Source organism: Methylobacter sp. Wu8, from assembly GCF_036440755.1.
In the GTDB taxonomy this organism is placed as follows: Bacteria; Pseudomonadota; Gammaproteobacteria; order Methylococcales; family Methylomonadaceae; genus Methylobacter_A; species Methylobacter_A tundripaludum_A.
In genome coordinates, this window is the sequence record NZ_JAZGVT010000072.1 from 147,508 (window position 1) to 164,137 (window position 16,630).

General features: G+C 47.0%; 18 protein-coding genes and 4 tRNA genes. 11 read left to right on the forward strand and 11 right to left on the reverse strand.

From position 1 onward, the window contains the following. Nucleotides 1-39: 39 nt before the first annotated feature. The 11 genes from V3O24_RS15585 to hemA form a co-directional block, all read right to left on the reverse strand. Complete coding sequence (locus tag V3O24_RS15585) at nucleotides 40-1,107, reverse strand: tetratricopeptide repeat protein (protein ID WP_331307928.1); 1,068 nt, start codon at nucleotides 1,105-1,107, stop codon at nucleotides 40-42. Beyond that, nucleotides 1,104-2,018 carry an AAA family ATPase gene (locus V3O24_RS15590; protein ID WP_104422855.1) on the reverse strand — a complete coding sequence of 305 codons (915 nt, stop codon included), beginning with the start codon at nucleotides 2,016-2,018 and terminating at the stop codon, nucleotides 1,104-1,106. Before V3O24_RS15590 ends, V3O24_RS15585 begins: the two co-directional genes overlap by 4 nt. A gap of 106 nt (nucleotides 2,019-2,124) precedes the next feature. Further along, on the reverse strand, nucleotides 2,125-3,795 hold the full coding sequence (locus V3O24_RS15595) for a secretin N-terminal domain-containing protein (RefSeq protein ID WP_104422854.1): 1,671 nt from the start codon (nucleotides 3,793-3,795) through the stop codon (nucleotides 2,125-2,127). 19 nt (nucleotides 3,796-3,814) lie between these two features. Next, a complete protein-coding gene (locus tag V3O24_RS15600; RefSeq protein WP_331307929.1) occupies nucleotides 3,815-4,417 on the reverse strand; it encodes a hypothetical protein in 603 nt (200 codons plus the stop codon). Then, on the reverse strand, nucleotides 4,410-5,048 hold the full coding sequence (locus tag V3O24_RS15605) for a hypothetical protein (RefSeq protein WP_104422852.1): 639 nt from the start codon (nucleotides 5,046-5,048) through the stop codon (nucleotides 4,410-4,412). The genes V3O24_RS15600 and V3O24_RS15605 overlap by 8 nt, the downstream gene beginning before the upstream one ends. Beyond that, the gene (locus V3O24_RS15610; RefSeq protein WP_104422851.1) at nucleotides 5,038-5,661 is read right to left on the reverse strand and encodes a PilN domain-containing protein; all 624 of its coding nucleotides are present in this window, start codon (nucleotides 5,659-5,661) and stop codon (nucleotides 5,038-5,040) included. Before V3O24_RS15610 ends, V3O24_RS15605 begins: the two co-directional genes overlap by 11 nt. Next, on the reverse strand, nucleotides 5,658-6,623 hold the full coding sequence (locus tag V3O24_RS15615) for a hypothetical protein (protein ID WP_104422850.1): 966 nt from the start codon (nucleotides 6,621-6,623) through the stop codon (nucleotides 5,658-5,660). The genes V3O24_RS15610 and V3O24_RS15615 overlap by 4 nt, the downstream gene beginning before the upstream one ends. A gap of 116 nt (nucleotides 6,624-6,739) precedes the next feature. Continuing rightward, a complete protein-coding gene (locus tag V3O24_RS15620; RefSeq protein WP_331307930.1) occupies nucleotides 6,740-7,162 on the reverse strand; it encodes a M67 family metallopeptidase in 423 nt (140 codons plus the stop codon). A 75-nt stretch (nucleotides 7,163-7,237) separates the two neighbouring features. Next, a complete protein-coding gene (prmC, locus tag V3O24_RS15625) occupies nucleotides 7,238-8,077 on the reverse strand; it encodes a peptide chain release factor N(5)-glutamine methyltransferase (RefSeq protein ID WP_331307931.1) in 840 nt (279 codons plus the stop codon). Nucleotides 8,078-8,082: 5 nt separating this feature from the next. Then, the gene (gene prfA / locus V3O24_RS15630; RefSeq protein WP_331307932.1) at nucleotides 8,083-9,168 is read right to left on the reverse strand and encodes a peptide chain release factor 1; all 1,086 of its coding nucleotides are present in this window, start codon (nucleotides 9,166-9,168) and stop codon (nucleotides 8,083-8,085) included. Next, nucleotides 9,165-10,424, reverse strand: coding sequence for a glutamyl-tRNA reductase (gene hemA / locus V3O24_RS15635; RefSeq protein WP_104422846.1), 1,260 nt, complete (start codon nucleotides 10,422-10,424; stop codon nucleotides 9,165-9,167). The genes prfA and hemA overlap by 4 nt, the downstream gene beginning before the upstream one ends. A gap of 217 nt (nucleotides 10,425-10,641) precedes the next feature. Between hemA and V3O24_RS15640 the strand changes: the two genes are divergently transcribed. The 11 genes from V3O24_RS15640 to V3O24_RS15690 all read left to right on the forward strand — a co-directional run. Then, nucleotides 10,642-12,387 carry a tetratricopeptide repeat protein gene (locus tag V3O24_RS15640; RefSeq protein ID WP_331307933.1) on the forward strand — a complete coding sequence of 582 codons (1,746 nt, stop codon included), beginning with the start codon at nucleotides 10,642-10,644 and terminating at the stop codon, nucleotides 12,385-12,387. A gap of 1 nt (nucleotide 12,388) precedes the next feature. After that, nucleotides 12,389-12,982: a lipoprotein insertase outer membrane protein LolB gene (gene lolB, locus V3O24_RS15645; protein WP_258076560.1), complete on the forward strand. Its 594-nt coding sequence runs from the start codon at nucleotides 12,389-12,391 to the stop codon at nucleotides 12,980-12,982. Continuing rightward, nucleotides 12,963-13,844 (forward strand): 4-(cytidine 5'-diphospho)-2-C-methyl-D-erythritol kinase, encoded by an 882-nt coding sequence (gene ispE / locus V3O24_RS15650; RefSeq protein WP_104422844.1) that lies wholly within the window; start codon nucleotides 12,963-12,965, stop codon nucleotides 13,842-13,844. Before lolB ends, ispE begins: the two co-directional genes overlap by 20 nt. 3 nt (nucleotides 13,845-13,847) lie before the next feature. Then, nucleotides 13,848-13,922 (forward strand) — tRNA-Gln (locus V3O24_RS15655). Between the two features lie 54 nt (nucleotides 13,923-13,976). After that, a complete protein-coding gene (locus V3O24_RS15660) occupies nucleotides 13,977-14,915 on the forward strand; it encodes a ribose-phosphate diphosphokinase (protein ID WP_348529993.1) in 939 nt (312 codons plus the stop codon). Nucleotides 14,916-14,973: 58 nt separating this feature from the next. Continuing rightward, nucleotides 14,974-15,576: a 50S ribosomal protein L25/general stress protein Ctc gene (locus tag V3O24_RS15665; protein WP_331307934.1), complete on the forward strand. Its 603-nt coding sequence runs from the start codon at nucleotides 14,974-14,976 to the stop codon at nucleotides 15,574-15,576. Between the two features lie 18 nt (nucleotides 15,577-15,594). Next, nucleotides 15,595-16,164 (forward strand): aminoacyl-tRNA hydrolase, encoded by a 570-nt coding sequence (gene pth / locus V3O24_RS15670; RefSeq protein WP_104422841.1) that lies wholly within the window; start codon nucleotides 15,595-15,597, stop codon nucleotides 16,162-16,164. Nucleotides 16,165-16,220: 56 nt separating this feature from the next. Further along, nucleotides 16,221-16,305 (forward strand) — tRNA-Tyr (locus V3O24_RS15675). Nucleotides 16,306-16,322: 17 nt separating this feature from the next. Next, nucleotides 16,323-16,396, forward strand: a tRNA-Gly gene (locus V3O24_RS15680). 13 nt (nucleotides 16,397-16,409) lie between these two features. Continuing rightward, nucleotides 16,410-16,485 (forward strand) — tRNA-Thr (locus V3O24_RS15685). 26 nt (nucleotides 16,486-16,511) lie between these two features. Continuing rightward, on the forward strand, nucleotides 16,512-16,630 hold a 119-nt coding region (locus tag V3O24_RS15690), incomplete at its 3' end, for a GTP-binding protein (protein WP_331307938.1).

Below are 16,630 nucleotides of genomic sequence, written 5' to 3' on the forward strand. Positions count from 1 at the left end.
TCGTTGAAACAAAATTTACCTTGCTTACTCCAAATTGGGCTACCTGAGCTCAATTAACCGCTGCTTGATATAGTTCGCAATGGATTCTTTCAAAGTGTTTTTACTGAGCGCTTGCTGATAGGCCTCGCGGGCAATTCTTGAATTGCCGAGTTTTTCTTGGGATAGAGCAAGGCCTAGCCAGTTTTCGGCTTTTTCCGGGTTGATCGTTATTAGTCTTTGATAAGTTTTAGCTGCGTTATTAAATGATTGCAGTTGCTGATAGGATGCCGCCAATAGGGATAAATAGGTTTCGTCATTAGAATCGCTTGTTAAATCAATGCGCTGAAGTGTTTTAAGTGCACTGCCTGGATTTTTTTGTTGAAGGAATAGCTGTGCGCGGGTGTTGATAAATTGCAGGTTGTCAGGAAATAAAATCAGACTTTGATCCAGGAAATCGGCTGTTTTATTAATTTGTCCTTGATTATGCAGTTTTTTAGCCAGTAATAATCGAGCCTTAAGGTGTCGCGGATCGAGCTTAAGGATTTCTTCCAGTTTGTTGATCGTTGAATAGTCATCAAAACTATTTTCTGCCTGGCGATAAAGTAAATCGGCCTGTTGTTTATCGGTTATTTGTTTGATCAGGGCCGGTTTAGGTGGAATGGGAGTATTTTTAATAGGTTGGGCAGCAATAGTTTCTGGCGCGGCTTGACTGGGTGCTGCTGGAGTCGGTTGAGCTGGCGGCGGAGGTTGCAGTGCTGGTGTGGGTTGGATTGTCGGAACCGGCTGAGTTGCCGCATTATTTTCCGGTAGTTTCGGTTCGATTTTGGGTACAGTGTCGGATACGGCGTTTGGTGTAGCCAGTACCTGTTCATAGGGAGCAATAGGTGTGGGATCTTTTTGATTGTTTTCCGCAATGATTACTGGAGGTGTTTTAGTCAGTGTATTGCTGTGTAGATAAGCCCAATAAGTGCCGCCTGTCGCAATAATAGCCAATAAAGTCCAGATCAAGAAAGGGCGTTTTGACGATGGAGCGTGTGTTACCTGAATATTATGTTGCAGAGTCGGGGGAGTATTATTAATTGTGTTGCGATTTTCAAGATCGCGTAACATTTGGTTGATCAGACTCATAATATAACTTTACTGGTCAACCACAGATAAAGGCTGGCAACAATTGCGAGTAACAGCAGTAGCAAGTAGCGTTTGCGGGCGTCCAAGAAACTAAGTTTGGTGTCAGCGTCCTCGGTATCCAGTGCGGCCAGATAAACCTGCTTTACGCCAATTGACGAGAGGCCTTTGCCATAAGCCGCGAGCATCGCTTTATTGGCCAATATATTAATCAGTCTGGGAATGCCGCGACTATAGCGATGCATGGCTTTAATGGCCAATCTGGAGAAGATGTTTAAACTGCCCATGCCGGCGATGCGTAGCCGGTGTTTAATGTAATCGGCAACATTTTGCTGCGTGAGCGGTTTAAGCATGTAACTAAAGGTAATGCGCTGCCTGAGTTGCCGGATAGCTTTGTCGCGCAGTTGCTCATCAAGTTCAGGCTGGCCAAATAACACAATTTGCAAAAGTTTTTGTTTTTCGGTTTCCAGATTGGTGATAAGCCGCAACGTTTCTAATGTTTCAATCGACATGGACTGGGCTTCATCGATAATCAATACCGGTTTTTTTCCGTTAGCGGCGCTATTGATTAGAAAATCGTTAATCAGATTCATCAGGCCGTTTTGTCCGGTATGACGGGGGTATTCAATACCCATTTCATTGGCAATTGCCATCAGCAGACCCACTGGCGGCAGGCGGGGGTTAGGAATATACGCCGTTTCGAAAGGTTCCGGTAATTCATTCAGCAATTTTCTGCACAGCATGGTTTTGCCGGTACCGACGTCACCGGTAATTTTGATAAATCCTTCCCCGTTGTGTAGAGCAATCAGTAATACGTTGAGTGCTTCTAAATGAGAGGGCAGGTCACAAAAAAACTGGGTGTCGGGCGTTAAACCGAATGGCTGAGCATTGAGACCAAAGTGTGTTTTATACATAAATAACTTCAAAAGTGTTTTTCATGATGATGTTGCTATTATCGCAACTACGCGCGTGCTTTTGTCGGCAATACAGATTTTGCGGTCGTAGCCGGACTTTTGCAAATTATTTCCAGCGGGGCTGGGAATCAAGTTTTTCGAAGCGTCGTTTACTGGAATTTATGTCATTTTGCCAGTCGGCATCGCTGCCGATAAATGTGGCTTTAAGCAATATAATCAATTCGGATTTTTTGGTTTCACCAGTGTTGATTCTAAATAGATTGCCGATATACGGAATTCCTGCCAACCCGGTAATACCTTGTTTGTTTTCAGTATCAGTCTCCTGCATCAGGCCGCCCAGCACAATTATTTGACCGTTTTTGGCCTTGACTATGCTGTCCGATTCCCTGACCGTGGTTAATGCCAACGGTAAAGTTATGTCAAGACCGAAATCCTTGGTATCTTTTTTTACTTGGCTAATCGAAGGGTGGATATGCAGGGTAATATCATCATTGTCATCGATCTGGGGCGTAACAGCTAGCGATATGCCGGAAAAGAAAACATCGATAAGGATAGTCGGTCCGGTGGAGGCAGTGGTCGATGTGCCTGGCGTTCCACCGGTAAAACCGGTAGCGAAATATTCGTCCGCTCCAACTTTAATGATGGCTGTCTGGTTATTCAAAGTCGAAATCCTCGGGCTGGACAACACATTGGTTTTTCCTTGGCTTTCCATCAGTTCGACAAAGGCGCGAAAATCACCGGAGTTGGCCCCCAAGGTAAAAATAGAAGTAAATGTAGCTGGATTCATCGCACCAACGCCCGTTAACAGTGGCGCTTTGTTGATGCCTTCTTTGACGATGCTTTCCCAGTTGACGCCATCCTGGTGACTATCGTCAAGGTCGACTTCCAGTATTTTAGCCTCAAGGATGACCTGCCGGCTGATTTGGGACTGGGTATCAGATAGGAAGCTTTCTATTTCACGTAGCTGCATGGGTTTTGCGCGGACAATCACAATACCTGATTGCTGGTTAATATCGACTGTCGCTTGTGGATCGACGGCAATAATGTGGTTTAAAGTATCTTTCAGTTCTTGCCAGAAGTCTGTTTTTGTAATAGTGCGCACGGAACTGCTTGAAGAACCGGTGGCGGTTCCCTGCGGGTTGTTTCCCTGGGGATTGCTTCCTTGCTGGCCGCCACCGCTGCCGCCGCCACTCCCTCCCTGTGAGCCGCTTCCTTGCGAGCTGCCGCTTCCCTGTGGGTTGCCGCTTTGACCGCCTTGTCTGCCGGACGATACGCTGGTATTTGAGTTACCTATCCTGAGCAAATCCAAGCGGTCTATTTTAAAGGTTTTAGTCTGCAAGGTTGCAGGGTAGATGATGTAACCCATATCGTTTTTTTTGTAATCATAACCATAGAGTTTTTGCACGGCGTCAAGAACCTGGGGAATGGTTACGTTTTTTAGATCCAGCGAAATAGTGCCGGTTACCTCGGGATGGACCAGCATGTTTTCTTCGCTATCTACCACCAGCCCCATAAAAAATTCACGGGCATCAGCCTCATTAACCGAAATATTGAGACGTGCTTGCTGTGTCGTACTTTGTGATGCGGACAGCGTTTGATTGAAATCAGGAACCAGGGCATCGGTAACGGCGGCCGGTGTTTGAGCATTGCTATGGGGTCGGGATGATGCATCGGAAAAGGTATCGGCAATATTCGATGACTTTTGGGGATGGAGGGTGGCGCAGGATACCAATAGCAATGTCAGTGTCATGGTAATGAAGGAATGGGGGGTATTCATTTTAGTGTGTATTGGGTATTTATTGTGTTTTGTATGGACGTTGCACCAATTGCAAGGTCCTACGTTCGCCGTTTTGCTCAATGATGACCGAATTTTTCTGAATGCTGATAACTTTAATAGTCATCGGACGTGTCAGAAGATGGGGGATTTTCGGCCGTTGATCGGTTTTCGTTTGTTCTGGGGCATTGGCGGTCGTGTTCATGGAACCTGATTCCAGAAGTTGGGTAATATTGCTGCCCCCGGTTACTGCCGACATCAGGGGGGCTAATACGTTTCCCGGTGATAAGCGATTCGCTTCCGCGCTCGTAAATTCGACTACTTTATTGAGCAGATCATTTGGGTTGACCCCGGCGCCGGCGGTAGTTGCCGGAACTGTCGGTTCAGGCGTTACCGGCGGAGCTTGTTTGATTTCGACGGTTTCGCCTTGTTTGACCGAGATGCCGTTAATCGTTGCCCGTTTGGATTTTGACGAAATTAAGATCGCCGATAAGACTAATTCCTTGTCGGTCGCCACAACATCGGCGGCCGCGGTCGGAACGGGATAGCCCGGCTGCGTCGGATCACGGAATTCCGCATGGCATGGCGTAGAAGCAAGCCAAATAAGCAATATTATTTTAAACACCCAGCCAGCTCTCCTTAAAACTGAGCGTGTACGCTTTAATTGTAGTCTCCGCGGTTGGATGTTCTACGACTCGGTAGTCGATGCTTTCCCAGATAAAGTGCCAAGGTAGTGACTCCAGTGCTGCTAAGTAATTGAGCGTGTCTAAATAACTGCCGAAAAAAGTGATTGCCAGCCCGTGTTTGTATATTGGAAGTCGTTGCGGCTGCTTGGATTCCAGCAAGGTGGTTACCGGCAACGTGTCCAGCTTTATCAAGGTTAGCTGATTATTCTTGGTGAGAATATCGCTTAATGCGGAGGCCATTAAATGCGGAGGGACAAAGCTTTTGCTGCCCTGTAGCATAAGTTCCTGCAAACGGTTGTATTCGGCCTTGAGTTCGGCCAGTTTGTTCCGGTTATTAAGGTTAGGGTCGATATGGGAGCCGCTTTCAAGTTTGATTATTGTCAGTTGCTGTTCGGTTATCTGTTGTTTTAGGCTGGTTAGTTCTTTGTCAAGTGTCTGTTGCTTTTTTTGGCTCGGTTGATAGAAAAAATTGTCCCATCCGACCCATATGCCGATTAATATAGCGGCGATAACAATGATTTTTTCCCGTTGGGTCAGGGCTTCAAATTTTTCTTGAAGATTATTGAGCATGGTCTTTTTTATTCGGGGCTTCCCAAGACGTGCTTAGCTTAAAATCCATTTGGCCTTCTACGGACTCTGATTTTTGCATACTCAGTTTGGCGAAAGTGTGTCCGTTAAATATAGGTTCTTTTTGCAGCTGTTGTAGAAAAAAAGGGATTTTTTCGGGGTTAAAGGTGCTGCCTTCAATGTTGATAATCTGCTTTTGCCCATCAAGATACAGCGAACTCAACCATACCTCAGGAATCGACTGATTGGCCAGCCCCTGAAAATAGCTTGAAAATCCGGGGGATTGATCCGCGTGCTTGTCTGTCAACAGTTGCATGGTTTGCGTGATTTCGTCGAGCATGGTTTGCCATTGTGCGACTTCCGCGCTAAGTTGTGTGTCGACTTCCTGCTTGGGGATATGGGCGGAGAGAAGATTGACCCGTGCTAGTTCCGCTTCCAGGTTTTGGTGGGATTGTCGTACTTGAGTCTCCATGTTTTTTAAGTTCCAGATTGTATGTGCGCTGAAACCTATAAACAGCAAGGCTATACCCGACAGGCCAAGCCAATACGGGTTAATACCGGATTTGTTCTGTTCTTGTCTAAGGATGTCCTGATATAAATTGACTTGCTGTATCATGCTGCTTCTAATGAATAACGTAATGTTGCCCCGATAACTGGAGCGCAAAGCGATTGAGTTTGTGCATCGACTAAAATGTCGCAATCGATCATGGTGGACAGGTCTAACATGCGGGCTTCAATGCCAAGGTTGCGGCTCAGGCTGTCGAGCAAGTTATGCGTGTTTTCTGCCAAAGGAATGACCGCTAAAACTGAAATAGGCGGAATTCCGTAGTAACTTTCTACATAATCCAGCGACCGCTGGATTTCCAGAGCCAGATTGTTATGCACATTTGCGCTCGGGCTATCACTGGAAAATTGATCATCTAATTGCAGTTTTTTATAACCGATTTCAAATTTACGGGAGACATAAATAGTCGTTTCTTTTTGTATCAGCAGGGTTCCGGAAAATTCCAGCAGGTATAAAAGGGCAATGCCTCGTTGATTTTCCGGCAGCTGTACGGCTAAGTTACGCAGGGTTGTTTCCTGAATATCAATGACCTTGAGTTGCAGGCCGGCGTCGGCACATTTTTTGACCTGTTCCCTGATGATGTCAATAGGCCCGGCAATGACTTCCAGTATTTTACTGCTGTTAGCGCGAATGGGCGTGGGAGTCTGGTAGTAATCGATGACGGCTTTATCAACGGGAAAATCAATAAGTTCATTTATTTTCCAGCGTATGGCCTCGATGATTTCGCTTTCGTCGACTGTGGGGGCTTCAACGTTGACACGGCGGTAGTTATCACTGGTCAATACCAGATGGCAATCATATTCGGCAAGATTATATTGGCGCGCAAGTTCACCGAGCATGTGTTGTTGATCTATCGGTTTTCCAGTATCAATGCATTCGCAGTGTATAAGCGTTAGTTCATTGTTTTCTGTGAACTTCGATATAGCAACTGCAATGCTGTTCTGCAAAAAACTGACGCCAACAATGCCTTTGCAAACAGTTTTTTTTCTAAAGAGCTGTTTTAACAGTTGCACGATAGTGGATCCAAATCGATTTATGGGCAAAATGTTATTAACCTCACAGTTTACAGAAAATTAGCGGATATTTCTTATTTTATTTTTAAGTCGGCAGTCTTATTGTCAGTAAAAGACTACACATTCTCGGTCAAAGACAGTGTTAATTCCTGGGCCGATTTATGGTCTATCTTAAAACCGCGCATTTCTAAAACACCTTTGGTGTTTAGTGAAATAATCAGGTAAAGCGCTTCAGGGTAAGATGCCTGCTCTAAATCGGTAAGCGAGGGCGTAGCCGGTGCAGTCGGATGGGAATGATAGATCGCAAATAACTCTTCTCCCTGGTCACGCATTTTAGCCATAGCGGAAATTTGCTGGGCGGGATCAAGCTGGAATCGCTGTTGAGGATGTTCGGCGGTATTTTTGATCGGATAACAGCCGCTCGGCAGGCCGTTCTTGCTGCCGATAAGTCCGCATACTTCAAGATCCGGCGAGATTTGCGCAAGATGCAGCAGTTGATTGGTTATTTTGCGGGGAATTTGGATGTGTTCTTGGGGCATAATCTTAGGTCTCGGTTTGGTAAATCTGTGTGAGGCGGTGTTGTATTAACTCGATGGCTACGGAATGACCCTGCATTAATTCCATTGTCCATGGGTTACCCGCGGTTGCCCTGATAAATCTTTGTAGGTTTGTACATTATCATAATGCAAATCTTTAAACAGAGTCTGAGCTTGTTGTTGCTGATTGTAGCCATGTTCAATCAGCAAGTGGCCGCCGGGTTTCAGATAGTTGCGGGCAGCCCCGGCTATGGTTCTGATATCGGCAAGTCCTTGTTCCGGTGCGGATAACGCGGATTGCGGTTCGAACCGGACATCGCCTTGTTGCAGATGGACGTCATCTTCCGCGATATAAGGCGGATTGCTGACAATCAAGTCAAATTGGGTGTCGGGTACGTCGGCAAACCAGTTGCTATGGTAAAACTGGATGTTGTTGATACGGTGCTTCTCGGCATTGACTTGGGCGATGCGTAATGCGGCTAAACTAAAATCGGTGGCGCTGATTTGCGCATGCGGTCGTTCGGCGGCCAAGGTAATGGCGATAATGCCTGAACCGGTACCTAGGTCGATGACCTTCACGGGTTCATCTGCCGGGATCAATTTTAAGCTGAGCTCGATCAGCAGTTCTGTGTCAGGCCGGGGAATCAATACATCAGGGCTAACCTGGAAATCCCGCGACCAGAACTCACGGTTGCCGGTGATATAGGCGATGGGTGTTCCTTGTCGGCGTTGTGCAAGCAACGCCTTAAAAGCCTTTATTTGCTCGGGTTGTAGTTGTTTGTCCGGCCATGCGCGAAGATGGGGGCGCGACTGATTAAGCGCTTGGCATAGCAAAATTTCTGCATCCAACAAGGCTGAGCCGGAGATTAAGGCTAACGAGTCGGCAGCGTCGCGGAGTACGGATTTAATGCTGTGCATTTAACTTAGTCTTCGCCCAATTGGGTCAACAATTCGGCCTGGTGTTCGCTGATCAGCGGCATAATGACCTGCTCCAGTCCGCCCTGCATGATGTCGTCCAGTTTATACAAGGTCAGGTTGATGCGATGATCGGTTAAGCGTCCTTGCGGATAGTTGTAGGTGCGGATGCGCTCGGAACGGTCGCCGCTGCCGACTTGCAGTTTGCGGGTGGCCGATTGTTCCGCTTGGTGTTTTTCCTGTTCGGCGGATAACAGGCGAGACGCCAATAAGGACATGGCTCTGGCGCGGTTTTTATGTTGCGAGCGCTCGTCCTGGCATTCGACGACAACGCCGGTCGGGATGTGCGTAATGCGTATTGCTGATTCGGTTTTATTGATATGCTGGCCGCCGGCTCCCGATGAACGGAAAGTGTCGACTTTAAGATCGGCGGGATTGATGTCGATGGCGTCGACTTCTTCGACTTCCGGCATGATCGCGACGGTGCAGGCCGAGGTGTGGATGCGGCCTTGCGATTCGGTTTCGGGCACGCGTTGTACCCGGTGCGCGCCGGATTCGAATTTTAACTGGGAATAAACGTCCTTGCCGGTAACGCGGAGGATGACTTCTTTGTAACCGCCGTGGTCGCCGGGGCTTTCGCTGATCATTTCAGTTTGCCAGCCTTTGCGTTCGGCATAGCGCTGATACATGCGGGCAAGATCGCCGGAGAAAATAGCCGCTTCGTCGCCGCCTGTTCCGGCGCGGATTTCGATAAAGATGTTGCGATTATCGTTGGGGTCTTTGGGCAGTAACAACACTTGCAATTCATGCTCGATTGCGTCCAGCTGGATTTGGGCGTCGCTGGCTTCTTCTTTGGCCATTTCCCTTAATTCCGGGTCGCTGTCGTTGGCCATTTCTTTGGCTGAAGCCAGGTTTCCCAGGGTTTGTTGGTAACGCTTGTAGCAATCGACCAGCGGGTTGATCTGGGCGTATTCCTGGCTTAAAGAGCGGAATTTGTTTTGATTGCCTTGCACCTCGGGTTCGGAAAGTAAGGCGGCAATTTCGTCATAGCGTTCGCACAGGTTTTCGAGTTTGTGTTGTATGGATTGTTTCATTGAGAGTTGGATAATTTAAAAATTTCGCGGGCGGCGGCAATCAAGTCGTGGCGTTCGTTTTCGGCGGCGGCCCTGATTTGGGTGCTGGGCGTATGGATGAGTTTGTTGGTCAGGCTGTGGGCTAGACGGTTAAGGGCTTGTTCGGCTGGAATGCCGCTTTTTAGCAGGCTTAAGGCTTTCTGCAGGGCTTCATCCCGGGTTTGTTCGGCCTGATGGCGATAATCCTGAATGGTCGATTGAGCGCCCTGAGCGCGCAGCCAGGCTAAGAAATAATCCACTTGCGTGTCGATTATTTCCTCGGCCTGTTCTGCGGCCAGACGGCGGGAATTCATGTTTTGATCGATGGTGTTTTGCAGGTCGTCGATGGTGTAAAGATACACATCCCGGAGCTGCTCGACTTCCGCTTCAATATCGCGAGGCACCGCAAGGTCTACCATGAACATCGGTTTGTGTTTGCGTTTTTTGAGGGCGCTTTCGACACGGCCTTTGCCGAGTATCGGTAGTTGGCTGGCGGTAGACGAGATAACGATGTCGGCTTCGGCCAGATGCGCGGGCAATTCGGATAAGGCGATCGCATAGCCGTTAAACTGCATGGCCAGTGAGTGAGCTTTATCATAGGTGCGGTTGGCGATAATGATGCGGCCTATCCCTTGTTGCGACAAATGCCGGGCAGCCAGTTCTATGGTTTCGCCGGCGCCTATTAGAAGGGCGGTTTGTTCGCTGAGTTTGTCGAAGATTTGTTGCGCCAGTTGCACGGCGGCAAAGGCTACCGATACCGGGCTGGAGCCGATCGCGGTGTCGGTGCGTACTTTTTTGGCGGCAGTAAAGGTATGCTGAAACAGTTTGCCTAGGCGTTTGCCTAAAGTCCCCGCTTCATAGGCGGCCTGATAAGCCGTTTTCATTTGCCCTAGAATTTGCGGCTCGCCCAGGATCATCGAGTCCAGGCCGCAAGCTACACGGAACATGTGACGGATCAGCTCGCTATCGGTATGACAGTACAGATAAGGCGTAAAATCGGCGGCGCTTATTTGTTTGCTTTGCGCTACCCAGTCAATCAGGATTTGTTTGTTGGCCGTTGTTGAAGTGCAGTAAAACTCGGTGCGGTTGCAGGTCGACAGTATCGCGGCTTCGCTGATTTCTTTAATGCGCCACAACTCCTGCAACGAGGTTTCCAGGATTTCGGCAGGGAACGACAAGCGCTCGCGGATCGAAACCGGCGCGGTGTTGTAATTAATTCCAACTGCAAGAAGTGTCATGTATTTAAGTTCAGGGTGGAAGGTTCAAGGATCAATGTGTAAGGCCGGTTTTTTAAATTGCGAACCTTTTACCTTGAGCCTTAACGTCTGTATTATGTGAGTGTATTCTAAGAAATATAATGGCTTTATCCAAATCGAATAAATCAGCTGACTGACTCAACTGGTTTTTCTGCTAATCTATAGCAAAATATATGTAGGAAATAAATAGGACGATTGTGTGTTAATTTTTAGATTGATTTCAGTGGCAATCCTTGTTTTTCTTAATGGTTGCGCCAGTTCGCCCGAAAAACCGGGTGCGCAGGAGGAGGTAGTTGAGCCTGTAAAAATAGCAGAGCCCAAGGAAAAAGTGCGACAAAGCGAAGCGAAGACGGCGATAGATCCTGATGTGATGTATATGCTGATGGCGGCGGAGCTTGCGGGGCAAAGAGGGCAATATGCAATTGCTCTGGAAGGTTATATGGAAGCGGCCAAGCGTGTTAACGATCCCCGGTTTGCAGAAAGGGCTGCAAAGATCGCTATGTATATGAAAGATGGCGGTAAGACGGATGAGGCTGTTTCTTTATGGTTGAAGCAAGATCCCAATAATCTGATGGCAAGAAAAATTGCCGCATTGTCGGCATTGCGAACCGGTAATAAATCGGCGGCAGTTGATCATTTGAACGCGATGTTGAGAGTTGATCCTGCCGGATTTGAAAAAACGGCAATGGAATTAGCCAATGTTCTGCAAAGAGATGGTAAGTCGGATTTTTTTTATGATGCATTGGATGCGGTGGCAGTGAAAAATCCTAAGCAGGCAGCGGTCTATTTTGTGCAGGCATTGCTGGCAATGGAAATGAAAAATAATGCTATGGCTGAAAATAAAGTTCAGCAGGCTTTGGATATTCAACCGGACTGGGATAAGGCATTAATATTTCAGGCCCAGATAGCGGTATTTTCGGGAGATTTGAACAAGGCAAAAATTTTGTTAAGAAATGCGTCGGTTAAATATCCTGAAAATGACAAGCTTAAAAAGCTGCTGGCGCAGGTGTTAATAAAGTCGGCGGAATATGAGGCGGCGGGTGAGGTTTATCAAAGCATTGTTCTGGCTAATCCAAAAGACGGAGAGAGTCAGATTTCGCTGGCATTGGTGCATTTGCAGTTGGAACGCGACGGGAAGGCGGAGGACATCTTTAACCGACTGCTCGATCAACCCGAATGGCAAAATCAGGCCAGCTTTTATTTGGGGAAAATAGAGGAAAAACGTGGGCATGTGCAACAGGCCTTGGCGTGGTTTGATAAGGTGGCGGACGGGCCGTTTGTTTTTGAGTCGGCAATTTCAGCGGTTTCATTGCTGGTAAAAGACAAGAAATTTGATGAGGCCGATTCGCGGTTGGATCTGTTATCGGCTCGGTTTCCAAAACAAAGGCCGCGGATTGTTTTGATGCAGGCTGGGTTATATGGTCAACAAGGTCAATATGAGAAGGGCTTTAGGCTGTTGACTGATGCGTTGGCGGGTCAACCGGAACAGAGGGATTTGTTATATGCGCGAGCACTGATGGCGGAACGACTTAAGAAGTTGGATGTGCTGGAAGTTGATCTGAAAAAGATATTAGCCAAGTATCCTGATGACGCTGAGGCGTTGAACGCATTGGGCTATAGTCTGCTGGGTAACGCCAATCGTTATGCCGAGGCGGAAAAATATCTGCAACAGGCGCTCAAATTACAGCCGAACGAAGCGGTGATCATGGATAGTTTTGGCTGGCTACAATTTAAACAGGGAAAACTTGAACAAGCCTTAGGTTATCTTGAGAGGGCTTATGCAAAGCAACAAGAGAGTGAAATAGCCGCTCATCTTGCCGAGGTGTTGTGGAGCTTGGGTAGAAAGGAGGAAGCCAGAAAGATATTTAATGCGGCGCTTAAAAAAGCGCCGGAAGACGAATATTTATTGGATTTTCAAAAGAGAATATTGAGCGGCGAAAAATAGCGTGTTACGTTTTAAAATAGGGTTGTTGATTGGAAGTGGGTTGATGTTTTTGCTGTCAGCTTGTTCGTCTGTTTCCGTTAAGCCGGATGGAAATTATTCGAGAGCTGCAATGCTTCGTCTTTACGAGGTAGGTCATTGGTCGTTTGAAGGCCGATTGGCATTAACCGGACAAAATGACTCCTGGTCAGCTAATATAAGTTGGGAACACAGTCCTGAGACAGAGAAAATAAAGTTGTCCGGTCCGATGGGGCAGGGTGCGGTTGTTATTTCGTTAACAGGAAATGTCGTGACCATAGACAGGGGTGGGGATGATGTTCGGTCATCGGCGCAACCGGAAGAGTTTATTAATCAACAATTGGGTATGTTTGTTCCTGTGCGGTCACTCCGGTATTGGGTGGTGGGTTTGCCGGAGCCGTCTCTCGCCTATAACGATACTGATGCCGGCTTTAATCAGGCAGGATGGTTGAATGAATACAAGCAAATGCAGATTGTTGGCGATGGGGCTATGCCGCATAAAATCACGGTTATGAATAATAAGGTCAAATTAAAGTTAATTATCGATCACTGGGTTTTAAATGATACAAAAACAAATTAATCGGTCTGCGTGGGCCGAAAGGTGGCCGGCGCCAGCAAAATTGAATTTAATGCTAAGGATTACAGGGCAAAGAAGTGATGGGTATCATTTACTGCAAACGGTATTTCAATTTATAGATTTATGTGACTGGATAACATTTCACCCTGTTGATGATGGGAGGGTTAGTTTGCTGAAACCTATGCCGGGGGTGCCTGAAGAGGATGATCTGACGATTAGGGCTGCAAAGCTGCTAAAGATGGAGGCAGGCTGTGAGCATGGGGTATGCATTGAGGTCGAAAAGAATCTGCCGATGGGAGGGGGGCTGGGTGGTGGCAGCTCTGATGCGGCAACGACACTGGTTGTGCTGAATCAGCTATGGAATTTGCGGCTGCCGATGGAAAAATTGATGGAATTAGGGCTGAGTTTGGGTGCGGATGTGCCGGTTTTTATCTATGGATATTCAGCCTGGGCGGAAGGCGTTGGTGAAAAACTGGAGAAAATAAATATCCCAGAGCAATGGATTGTAGTGATAAAGCCGGACTGTCATGTAGATACAAAAGAAATATTTTTAGCTAAAAATTTGACACGGGACAGCAAATCAATCACAATAGCCGACTTTATAGCTGGCCAGAACCAAAACGACTGTCTTGGGGTGGTTAGTGAGCGTTACCAGTTTGTTAAAGATGCTTTGGTTGATTTGTCGGAATTCTCTGAGGCTAGGCTGACTGGAACAGGGGCATGTGTGTTTGCGCAGTTCGATTCGGAAGAGGTTGCAGCCAGTGCGTATCGGTCACTTCAAGGAAAGTGGCGGGTTTATCTGGTCAGGGGTGTAAATGAATCGCCTTTGTTTTCAAAGCTAAGAAACGGTAGCTATATATCTTAATATTGGGTCGTCGCCAAGCGGTAAGGCACGGGGTTTTGATCTCCGCATACCAAGGTTCGAATCCTTGCGACCCAGCCATTTATCTCCGCTAAGTTGAATTCTATTCGGGAGTGCTTGATGAGTGACACCTCTATGATGGTGTTTTCTGGAAATGCTAACTTGGCTTTGTCAGAGGGTATAGTAAAGAAGCTCAATATGCGCCTTGGAATGGCGACCGTCGGCAGATTTAGCGATGGGGAGATTGCTGTAGAAATTGAAGAAAATGTCCGTGGTAAGGATGTTTTCGTCATTCAGCCGACTTGCTCGCCAACAAATGAGAATCTAATGGAGTTGCTGGTGATGATTGATGCTCTTCATCGGGCTTCGGCATCGCGAATAACTGCGGTAATGCCATATTATGGTTATGCAAGACAGGACAGGAGGTCGCGATCGGCGCGCGTGCCAATAAGTGCAAAGCTGGTTGCAAAAATGATTGAGCAGGCGGGTGCGGATCGGATTTTAACTGTTGACTTGCACGCTGACCAAATTCAAGGCTTTTTTGATATACCTGTTGATAATGTTTATTCGTCGCCAATTCTTCTTGGTGATGTGTGGCGGCAAAAGTATAAGGACTTGATTGTTGTTTCGCCGGATGTTGGTGGGGTTGTCAGGGCTAGGGCTCTCGCAAAACGCTTGGATGATGCTGATCTTGCAATTATAGATAAGCGGCGACCAAAAGCTAACGTTGCGGAGATTATGCATATAATTGGTGATGTTGATGGGCGCAGCTGTGTATTAATTGATGATTTGGTTGATACGGCGGGAACATTGTGTCATGCGGCGGAAGCATTAAAGAAGCATGGTGCTATCAAGGTTGTCGCATATTGTACGCATGCGGTGCTATCGGGCTCTGCTTTAAAAAATATCAGTAATTCGGCGCTTGATGAGCTAGTTGTTACGGATACTATTCCATTGAGCCATGAGGCTGCTGAGTTAGGTAGGATAAGGCAGTTAAGTGTTGCGGAAATGCTGGCCGAAACCATAAGGCGAATAGCGGTTGGTGAGTCAGTTAGTTCGCTCTATGTAGATTGACGACTGTAGTTTGTAAAATTAAATTTGTTGTGCTTGATAGCACGGGGTTGAGAGGATAATGTCTAACGTATTTGAGTTTGTTGCCGCAAGTCGTGGGCAATCAGGTAAAAACGCCGCCAGAAGAGTGCGTCGTACAGGTAGCGTTCCTGCGGTAATATACGGTGGGTATGCTGAGCCTCAAATGCTTGTATTAAGTCATAATGAGGTTATTAAGCATCTTGCGCATGAAGCTGTTTATTCTCATGTTTTAGATATTAAAGTTGATGGGAAAACAGAGAAGGCAATTCTGAAGGGTGTTCAGCGTCATCCTGCTAAGTTTCAAATTTTGCACATGGATTTTCTTCGGGTAAATATGTCAGAACTTGTAAAGGTGCATGTTCCGTTGCATTTTATCAATGAGCAGGCGTCTGTTGGTGGGAAGAAGGGGGGTATTGTAACTCACGGAATGATTGATGTTGAGGTTTCATGTTTACCGACTGATTTGCCTGATTATATTGAAGTGGATTTAAGTGGTCTGGATGTTGGTGAGTCCGTTCATCTTTCCGATATTAAATTGCCGGCTAGAGTAGAAATTGTAGCTTTGGCACAGGGTTCAGAGCATGATCATCCTGTTGCGTCAATGATGGCTTCAAAAGCAAGTAAAGATGATGCGGCGGCCTAATATACCGTAAGATAGTATATGATTAAGCTTATAGTTGGCCTGGGAAATCCGGGGCGGCAGTACGAAGAGACCCGGCATAATGCCGGGTTTTTGTTTTTAGATGAGCTGGTATCTGGCTCGAGTAGTACGTGGGCTGGGGAGTCTAGATTTGAGGGGTTGCTGGCGGAGATTTCGGTTGCGGGCGGCAGGGTGATGCTGCTAAAGCCAAGTACCTTTATGAATCGATGTGGGCAGGCTGTCGGTAAGGTTGCTAGATACTATAAGTTGGCTCCTGAAGAGATTCTTGTTGTGCATGATGAGCTTGATTTTGATGCGGGTGTGGTGAGGCTAAAAAAAGATGGTGGTCATGCCGGGCATAATGGATTAAGGGATATTATTGTGCATCTAGGGTCAAAAGAGTTTTATCGGTTAAGGATTGGTGTTGGTCGGCCGTCGTCTGGAAAATCTGTTGCGGATTTTGTGTTGTCAGTCCCGTCTAAAGTTGAGCGGGAGTTGATGTTTTCAGCTTTTGATCTTGCTCGAGGGTGTGTGGGACAGATAGTTGCTGGTGATGTATCGGTGGTGATGAATAAATTGAATTCAGGATGAATGATTGATTGACAATATCTTTTTTGTAAAAGATAATAGACTGGTTATCCGATAACGGAGGGGTTCCCGAGCGGCCAAAGGGATCAGACTGTAAATCTGCCGGCTCTGCCTTCGGAGGTTCGAATCCTCCCCCCTCCACCATCTAATTAAGAAAATCCGCGGGTGTAGTTCAATGGTAGAACTCCAGCCTTCCAAGCTGATCACGTGGGTTCGATTCCCATCACCCGCTCCATATTCAAAGTTAAGCTCATATAGCTCAGTAGGTAGAGCACTTCCTTGGTAAGGAAGAGGTCACCGGTTCAAATCCGGTTATGAGCTCCATGTGTTGATTTTAGAGGTGTATTTTAATGGCCAAAGAAAAATTCTCACGTAGCAAGCCACACGTAAACGTCGGCACAATCGGTCACGTCGATCATGGTAAAACTACTTTAACTGCTGCTTTAACAAAAGTAATGGCGGAGCTTCA